Origin of the sequence: Allosphingosinicella sp., from assembly GCF_036387615.1 — a bacterium.
Classification (GTDB): Bacteria; Pseudomonadota; Alphaproteobacteria; order Sphingomonadales; family Sphingomonadaceae; genus Allosphingosinicella.
Genome location: NZ_DASVTH010000010.1, coordinates 1 through 8,262, shown reverse-complemented (window position 1 = coordinate 8,262; position 8,262 = coordinate 1). Strand labels below are relative to the sequence as shown.

General features: G+C 66.7%; 9 protein-coding genes. 6 read left to right on the top strand and 3 right to left on the bottom strand.

Going from position 1 to position 8,262, the window contains the following annotated elements:
- The first annotated feature begins 54 nt into the window (after positions 1-54).
- Positions 55-951, top strand: a complete 897-nt coding sequence (lepB, locus tag VF631_RS01685; protein WP_431848530.1) for a signal peptidase I — start codon at positions 55-57, stop codon at positions 949-951.
- 85 nt (positions 952-1,036) lie between these two features.
- Here lepB and VF631_RS01680 read toward each other — a convergent pair whose 3' ends face one another.
- The 3 genes from VF631_RS01680 to VF631_RS01670 all read right to left on the bottom strand — a co-directional run bounded on the left by VF631_RS01680 (position 1,037) and on the right by VF631_RS01670 (position 2,819).
- Positions 1,037-1,552 carry an FKBP-type peptidyl-prolyl cis-trans isomerase gene (locus tag VF631_RS01680; protein ID WP_431848529.1) on the bottom strand — a complete coding sequence of 172 codons (516 nt, stop codon included), beginning with the start codon at positions 1,550-1,552 and terminating at the stop codon, positions 1,037-1,039.
- 92 nt (positions 1,553-1,644) lie between these two features.
- Entirely contained in the window at positions 1,645-1,854 is a 210-nt protein-coding gene (gene rpsU / locus VF631_RS01675) for a 30S ribosomal protein S21 (protein ID WP_295374235.1), read from the bottom strand.
- A gap of 149 nt (positions 1,855-2,003) precedes the next feature.
- Positions 2,004-2,819: a crotonase/enoyl-CoA hydratase family protein gene (locus tag VF631_RS01670; RefSeq protein WP_431848528.1), complete on the bottom strand. Its 816-nt coding sequence runs from the start codon at positions 2,817-2,819 to the stop codon at positions 2,004-2,006.
- A gap of 25 nt (positions 2,820-2,844) precedes the next feature.
- On the opposite strand from VF631_RS01670, the gene VF631_RS01665 reads away from it, so the two are divergent.
- The 5 genes from VF631_RS01665 to VF631_RS01645 all read left to right on the top strand — a co-directional run bounded on the left by VF631_RS01665 (position 2,845) and on the right by VF631_RS01645 (position 8,181).
- Positions 2,845-3,396 (top strand): (2Fe-2S)-binding protein, encoded by a 552-nt coding sequence (locus VF631_RS01665; RefSeq protein ID WP_431848527.1) that lies wholly within the window; start codon positions 2,845-2,847, stop codon positions 3,394-3,396.
- Between the two features lie 101 nt (positions 3,397-3,497).
- Entirely contained in the window at positions 3,498-4,424 is a 927-nt protein-coding gene (locus VF631_RS01660) for an RcnB family protein (RefSeq protein WP_431848526.1), read from the top strand.
- 198 nt (positions 4,425-4,622) lie between these two features.
- On the top strand, positions 4,623-4,802 hold the full coding sequence (locus VF631_RS01655) for a hypothetical protein (RefSeq protein WP_431848525.1): 180 nt from the start codon (positions 4,623-4,625) through the stop codon (positions 4,800-4,802).
- Positions 4,803-4,900: 98 nt separating this feature from the next.
- Positions 4,901-6,172, top strand: a complete 1,272-nt coding sequence (locus VF631_RS01650) for an amidohydrolase family protein (protein WP_431848524.1) — start codon at positions 4,901-4,903, stop codon at positions 6,170-6,172.
- Between the two features lie 146 nt (positions 6,173-6,318).
- Entirely contained in the window at positions 6,319-8,181 is a 1,863-nt protein-coding gene (locus VF631_RS01645) for a DUF885 domain-containing protein (protein ID WP_431848523.1), read from the top strand.
- Positions 8,182-8,262 lie beyond the last annotated feature (81 nt).

The window sequence follows — 8,262 nt, the reverse complement described above, 5'->3', positions numbered from 1 at the left end:
CCTTTCGCGCAGGCGTTCGTCATCATCACAGCCAGTCCGATCAAGGAGTAGAGGGTGAGCGCAAGCGACCCGATCAGCATCGCCGCCCAGCCGACAGAGCCGGCCAAGGCGGTTGCCAAGCCCGAGAACAAGGGCACTGATTGGTGGGGGGAGATCAAGGCGATCTTCTGGCTCATCCTGGCCGTGCTCGCCTTTCACAGCTTCATCGCCAAGCCCTTCTACATTCCGTCGGAATCGATGATGCCGGTTCTGCTCAAGGGCGACCGGCTGGTGGTGAGCAAATATCCCTACGGCTGGTCGTGGGTGAGCCCGAGCTTCCACATCTTTCCGCCAACCTCCGGGCGCCTGTTCGGCTCGCTTCCGGACCGCGGCGACGTCGTGATCGTCACGCCTCCCGGACAGAGCGCCGACTATATCAAGCGCGTGATTGGCGTGCCGGGCGACGAGATCGAAATGATCAATGGTGAGCTCATCATCAACGGCCTGCCGGTGAAGCGTCAGGAGCGGCCGGCCGTGCTGCTGCCGGTGGACGACAACCTGCCCTGCCTGCCCGACCAATATGGCGACCAGCGCGTGACCGGGCGGGACGGCAAGACCTATTGCCGCCTGCCGATCTTCCGCGAAACGCTGCCGAACGGGCGATCATACGACACGATCGACATGGGCTATAACGACAATGTCGATGATTTTCCGAAGACCAAGGTGCCAGAAAAGCATGTCTTCCTGATGGGCGACAACCGCGACAAATCGGCCGACAGCCGCGTCTCGCTTGCCGAGCAAGGCCTGGGCGGTGCGGTGCCGTGGGAGAATATCGGCGGCCGCGCCGAGTTCATCACCTTCTCACTCGACGGCACCTCGCAATACGTGAATCCGATCAGCTGGTTCACCGCCTTCCGCGGAGGGCGGGCCGGAGGCTCGCTCCATCCGGCGGAGACGATTCCGGCCAAGTAAATGACGATGTCGGTTCCGCAATCCTGGCTATGGCAGGAATAGGAGGGCAGCCGCCCAGACGTTAGGAACTAAGATCACCGCGTCCTTACATGGCGGGTGTCTGGGCGCCCTGCATCATTCGCCGCATTACTTCTTCCTGCGGCAGGAAATCGATCAGCGTCACTTCGAACTCAAGATCCGCTTTGGGCGGGATCACAGGCGGACGGCCATCGGCGCCGTAGGCGAGGTTCCAGGGTATGATGAGCTGGTAGGTGCCGCCCTTCTGCATCAGCTGCAGGCCTTCGGAGAAGCCCGGGATCGATCCGCCGGGACCGACCGGGATGGGGATCGGCTGCTTGCCCTCGCTGGTGTCGAACACCGACCCGTCGGTGAGCCGGCCGGTATAGTCGATGATGGCGATGTCCCGAACGGTTGGACGCGGTCCGGTGCCGGGCTTCATCACCCGATACATCAATCCCGACGCGGTGGTCTCCACCTGCTGCGCGCTCGTTCCGGCCCAGGCGAGCCCGCCGGCAGCCACGGACAGCAGCCCGAGCGCGACCCACAGCTTCAAAACCGATCCTTTCTTGATCGGACGGATCGGAACGGCGGTGACGGACATGGGCACACCCTCAGGGCAAAAGAAAAGGCGGCGTGGTTATCGCCGCCTCGTGAATGCAACGCAAGGCTGCACCCTCTTCGATCGCTGAGGTCTTAGCGCGGCCCGCCGTCGCGCTCCATCCGCTTGCGCTCGAGCTTCCGGGCGCGGCGAACGGCGGCTGCACGCTCGCGGGCGCGCTTCTCCGACGGCTTTTCATAATGACGGCGCAGCTTCATTTCGCGGTAGACGCCTTCACGCTGGAGCTTTTTCTTGAGCGCTCGCAGCGCCTGGTCGACATTGTTGTCGCGAACGATGATTTGCATAAAGGCCCGTCACTCTCCATCAAAAGCGGCAGCTCGCCCATGGGCAAGTGCCTGATCCGTAAGACCAAAGAAAAAGTCTCGTCGTGAGCAAGCCCACGCCGTTGGGCGCGCCGATACACGGGGGGTGCCGCTTTTTCAAGCTGGAAAGGTCATTCGTCCAGCGGCTTGAACTGCGCTTGCGAACGGGAAAGGCGCGCCTGCAGGGCGGCGCCGAGGTCGGCCGAACCCAGGGTGGCCGCGTTCCACAACGCCACCTGCCGCAAACCCTCCTCCACCGGACGGCCGCGGCTGTAGTTGAGCGAAAGCTTCGCGCCAGCCACGGCGAGCGGGGATTTCGCCGCGATCGTGCGGGCGAGTTCCAGGCCCGCGGCGATTGCCCCGGCGCGATCGGGCAGCACCCGGTTTACCAGCGACAGACGCGCCGCTTCGTCCGCGTCCATCCGCCGGCCGGTGTAGGTCAGCTCGCGCACCACCCCTTCGGGGATGAGGTAGGTCAGGCGCTGCAGGGTCCCGAGATCCGCCGTGATCGCCACGTCCACCTCCGCCACCTGGAAGAAGGCGTCGGCCGAGCAGACCCTCAGGTCGCACGCGGAAACCAGGTCCACCCCTGCGCCAATGCACCCGCCATGCACGGCGGCGATCACTGGCACTCGGCACTCGGCGACGGCCGTGAACGAATCCTGCAGCCAGTGGACATGACGCAGCCGCGCTTCCGCCGCCCGGCCCGGGTCGGTCGCTGGCCCGAACTGGCCCGCCGCATATTCGAGATCGAGCCCAGCGGTGAAGTGCTTGCCCCGCCCGGACAGCAGGGTCGCGCGCACCTGGCCTTCGGACCCCAGCCGGCGGAAGGTCTTGCCCAGCGCGCTGAAGAAAGCGCCGTCCATGGCGTTGAGCTTGGGCTCGCGGATCAGCTCCACGTGCGCCACGCCGTCCTCGACGCTGACGGCGATCCTTTCGCTTTCCACGCTTTTCCCCTCGCCTTAAGAGTCTATGGCCATGCGCTTTACCGTCAACGGAGAGGCGGTCCAGTACCGGATGGACCCGCAAACGCCCCTGCTGTGGGCGCTCCGTGACGCGTCCAATCTCACCGGCGCGAAATATGGATGCGACACCGGCGAATGCGGGTTCTGCATCGTCAACGTGGATGGGAAGGCGGTAAAGAGCTGCCAGGTGCGGATCGAACAACTGGAGGGCAGTTTCGTAACCACCATCGAAGGCCTGTCGCGGGACCGGTCCCATCCCGTGCAACAGGCCTGGGTGGCCGAATGGGCGGTGCAGTGCGGTTTTTGCACGTCCGGCATGATCATGGCCGCCGCCGCCCTGCTTGAAGCGAACCCGACCCCGGGCGATGCCGAGATCGACGCTGCGGTCGATGTGATCTGCCGCTGCGGCACCTACCCCCGGGTCCGCGAGGCGGTGCGCCGGGCCGCGCGGGCCAAGGCCGCCGGAGAGCCGATCGCTGCCGCGCCCCCGCCCCGCATCGATCCGGAGGACGCGCGCCGCACGGCGCCCTCGCTCAGGCCTGCGCCCAAGCGTCCCTGAACGGCAGCGTTCAGGTGAGTTCAGCAACGGCTCATCCCCGATTCGGCACAAGCTGTCCTCATCGGGGCGAGCCGTCGCTCGCGCCCGACAGGAGAGATCAGTTGCGTAAACTCATCATTGGATTTCTGATGGCGGCAGCGGCCGCCACGCCGCTTTCCGCGCAGGACAGCAGTGAGCGCTCGGAGCGGGCGCGCGAGCGCTACGAGCGCATCGCGGCGCGCAACGCCGCCAAGGGCGGCGCCGATCGCCAGGAGCAGCGGGAAGCCGCCCGCTCCGTGCGGCAGAGCTGGAACGGCGGCGACGCCGAAGCTCGCGAGCAGCGCCAGGAACGCCGCGCCGAGCGCGTCGAGCGTCGTGCCGACCGCGTCGAGAGCGGTGGCGAAAATCGCGCCGAGCGCCGCGCCGACCGGCTTGAGAACCGCGCCGAGCGGATGGAGCGCCGTGCCGATCGCCCCGTGTTGGCGACCGCCGCCCAGATCGCGAACCGCTCCGAGCGCCGTTCGGACCGGCTCGAGAACCGAGCGGATCGGCTCGAGCGCCGCGCCGACCGGCACGAGGATCGCGGGTTCGAACAGCGTGCCGACCGGCTCGAGAACCGCGCCGATCGCCTGGAGCGCCGCGCCGACCGCATCGAGGATCGCGGCGAGTGGCGCCAGGACCGCCGCGAATATCGGCAGAATTACCGCCAGGACCGGCGCGACTATCGCCAGGCCCAGCGCCGCTGGGACCGCAACTGGCGGCAGGACCAGCGCTACAACTGGCAGCGCTACCGCTACCAGAACCGAGCGCTCTACAGCCCGGGCCGCTATTACGCGCCCTATCGCGGCCATGGCTACAGCCGCTTCTCGATCGGCATCTTCCTGGAGCCGCTCTTTTTCGGGCAGCGTTACTGGCTGAGCGATCCTTATTCCTATCGCCTGCCGCACGCTTATCCGGGTACGCGCTGGATCCGCTATTATGACGATGTGCTGCTGGTCGATACCTACACCGGCGAAGTCATCGACGTGATCCACGACTTCTTCTGGTAAGGCTCAGTCGGACTTCAAAGTGACAAGCGCCCCGTCGGCTGTGCCGGCGGGGCGTTTTCGTCGTGCGCGCCGCCGCTTCCGTCGACACATGTGCATGCCCGTCGAGCGCTGACCCGCTGCCGTCGACGCGCTGCTGCGACTCATGCCGGGCGTAGGCACAGCGGGTCCAGCGAAACACAAGTTGGAGGCGCGAAGACGATGGGCAGGTTGTTACCACTGGCAGGAGCCTTGCTGCTCGCGGCCTGCGGATCGACACAGCCGCCCCGCGCCGTCGCCAGCGCCGACTCGATCTACCAGGCGGTCGACAATGCCGAGCGCGAGCTCGCCGCCGCCAAGGCGGGCGGCGGCCGCAAGCAGGACGAGCTGTTCGGCGCCTGACAAGTTCGCCCGGGGGGATGGCGGGCCCGCTTGAGGGCCTTGCCAACCGGGTGGGGCTGGCGCAGCATTCCCGAGCCACTCCGGGGATGCTGCGCCACATGATTTCTCGATTGTTTTCCGCCTGCCTGCTCCTGAGCGCCGCCGTGCCTGCCGCCGCCGAGACGCTGGTCGTCCATGCCGGCCGCGTCATCACCGACGCCGCGCGCCGGCCGCTCGGGCCTTCCACGATCACGGTCACGGACGGCAAGATCACCGGCATTGCTGACGGGTTCCAGTCCGCGCCGGGCGGAGCGCGTGTCATCGACATGCGCCAGAAGACGGTGCTGCCCGGTCTGATCGATACTCACACCCACCTGTCCGGCGATCCCGGCGGCGACTACTGGCGCGACGCGATCGACACGGACGAATGGTCGGCCATGCTGGGTGCGAAGAATGCCCGCATCACCGCCCGGGCCGGCTTCACTACCGTGCGCGATGTCGGCGCCCCGCGCGACGTGATCTTCGCGCTGCGCCGCGCGACCGCCGAAGGCGTGGTGCCGGGCCCGCGCATCGTCACATCGGGGTCGAGCATCTCGATCATCGGCGGCCATGCGGACGTGAGCGGCTTCCGCCCGGAAGTGACCGAGGCGCTGCAGAATCGGAACACCTGCACCGGGCCGGAGCAATGCGCCCAGCGCGTCCGCGAAGCGTCGCGCGACGGCGCCGATCTCATCAAGATCACCGCCACCGGCGGCGTGCTCTCACAGCAGGCGCGCGGCCTCGGCCAGCATTTCACCGATCCGGAGCTCAAGGCGATCGTCGACACGGCCCACAGCCTCGGCCTCAAGGTCGCCGCCCACGCCCATAGCGCGCGCGGGATCGAGGCGGCGGCGCGCGCCGGCGTCGACTCGATCGAGCACGGCACCTTCGCCGACGCAGCGGCGCTCAGGGCGATGAAGGCGTCGGGCACCGTGATGGTCCCGACATTGATGGCGTTCACCGGCATTCGCGAAGGCCTGGGCAGAAATGCGTACACGCCACCGGTCGCGGCCAAGGTCCGCATGACCCTCGACGTCGTCGGCAACGCGGCCCGCGCGGCGCGCGCGGCTGGCGTGCCGGTCGTGTTCGGCACCGACTCGTCTGTCTACGAACATGGCCGCAATGCGCAGGAATTCGCCCAGCTGGTCGATCTGGTGGGGATGAGTCCCGCGGAAGCCATCGCATCCGCGACGACCGCAGCCGCCAAGCTGCTCGGCCTGGAGAACGAGGTCGGGCGCATCGCGCCCGGCTATTCCGCCGACCTGATCGCCGTCTCCGGCGACCCGCTCCAGAATGTCCGCGCGCTGGAAAAGGTGGACTGGGTAATGGTCCGAGGCCGCGAGATGGACTGACCAACCCTGCTCCTGCGGAGGCAGGAGCGCAGCAGCTCAAGCTTGAGAAACTTGGCCCCTGCTTTCGCAGGAGCACGACACATGCGCTTGCTCGGCCGCCTGCGCCGTCTTAGAGCGGCAACACAGCCCGTCCAGAAAGCCTCCCGATGACTCGCAAATTCCAGCTCCTCGCCGCCTCCGCCTGCCTGTTCGCACTCTCCGCTTGCGTCACGGCGGATCAAGCCCCGGTGCAGACGGCGTCAGCAATGGCCGAGACGCCCTCCGCGGTTGCATCCGGCTCGCGCGAATCTCCGGCCGAAGCGGGCAAGCGGCTCCACGGCCTGTTCAAGGCCTCGGACGAAGCCAATCTTCGCCGCAACCCGCTCTCGGCATTGTTCCGCGGCGATTACCGCTATGCGGACCAGCTCGGCGACTTCCTGACCGACGCATACACGCAGGCCGAGCGCAAGGCCGCGCAGGACGATCTGGCGCGGCTCGCCGCGATCGACCGCGCTTCGCTCTCGCCCACCGACCGGATCGCCTATGACGTGTTCAAACGCGACCAGGAGCTGACGCTTCGTTCGCTCTCGCCCGAAATCCTGCCGCTGACCGAAGTTCGGCCGATCGACCATTTCTTCGGCTTCCACACTTTCTATCCCGATCTCGCCTCAGGCCAGGGCGCGGCGCCGTTCAAGACGGCGGCCGATTACGAGAACAATCTGAAGCGGCATCATCAATATGCCCGGCTGGTCGACCGCGCGATCGGCCGCTTCCGGGAGGGCATGGCGAGCGGCGTCGTCCAGCCCAAGCTCGTCGTGCGCAACATCATCGATCAGCTGAACATCCAGATCAACCAGGGCGTCGAGGGGGCGACGCTCTACGGGCCCGTCAAGAAGTTCCCGGACGCCGTTCCGGCGGCCGACCAGACGCGCCTGCGCGCCGCTCACGCCGCCGTTATCCGCGACGAGATCCGGCCGGCTTTGATCCGACTTCGCGACTTCCTCAAGAACGAGTATCTGCCGGTCGCGCGCGAAGGGGAGGGGCTGGTCCACATGAAGGGCGGCCCGCAGCTTTATCGCTTCCTGATCGAGCAGAACACGACGCTGCCGCTCGATGCCGACACGGTCCACAATCTCGGCCTCAGCGAAGTGCGGCGCATTCGCTCGGAGATGGAGGAGATCAAGAACAAGGTCGGCTTCAAGGGTACGCTCGCCCAGTTCTTCGAGCACATTCGGACCGATCCCAAGTTCAAGCCGCAGTCCAAGGAATGGCTGGCCGAGCGCTATTATGCAGTCGGCCGCCAAGTCGACACCCGCATCGGCGAGCTCTTCTCGACGCTGCCCAAGAGCAAGCTCGAGATTCGGCCGGTGCCCGCCTACCGCGAGAAGACCGACGCCGGCGGATCCTATCAGGGCGGCACGCCGGACGGATCGCGCCCCGGCGTCTTCTACTACAACACCTACGACCTGCCCTCGCGCACCACGCCGGGCATCGAGACGCTGTACCTGCACGAGGGCGCGCCGGGCCACCACTTCCAGATCAGCCTCGCCCAGGAGAATGAGGCGCTTCCCAACTTCATGCGCTTCGGCGGGAATACCGCGTTCGCCGAAGGCTGGGCGCTCTACGCCGAGACCTTGTGGGACGAACTCGGCATGATGACCGATCCGTATCAGCGCTATGGCGGGCTGGATGACGAGATGCTCCGGGCGATGCGGCTGGTGGTCGATACCGGCATTCACGCCAAGGGCTGGACCCGCGATCAGGCGATCAAATACATGCTCGAAAACAGCGCGATGGGGCGCACCGACGCGACCGCGGAGGTGGAGCGCTACATCGCCATTCCGGGCCAGGCGCTCGCCTACAAGGTCGGCCAGCTCAAGATCCTGGAGCTGCGCGCGCGGGCGGAAAAGGCGCTAGGGCCCCGCTTCGACATTCGCGGCTTCCACGAGCAGGTGCTGATGACGGGCGCGCTGCCGCTCACCGTGCTCGAACGCAAGGTCGACGACTGGATCGCGTCGCAGAGGGCGTGAGTTCCCGCTTCTGATCGGGTTGATTTACGCTGCCGTTCGGCCTGAGCTTGTCGAAGGCCGCCCCTTCTTTTTGCGGGCCTT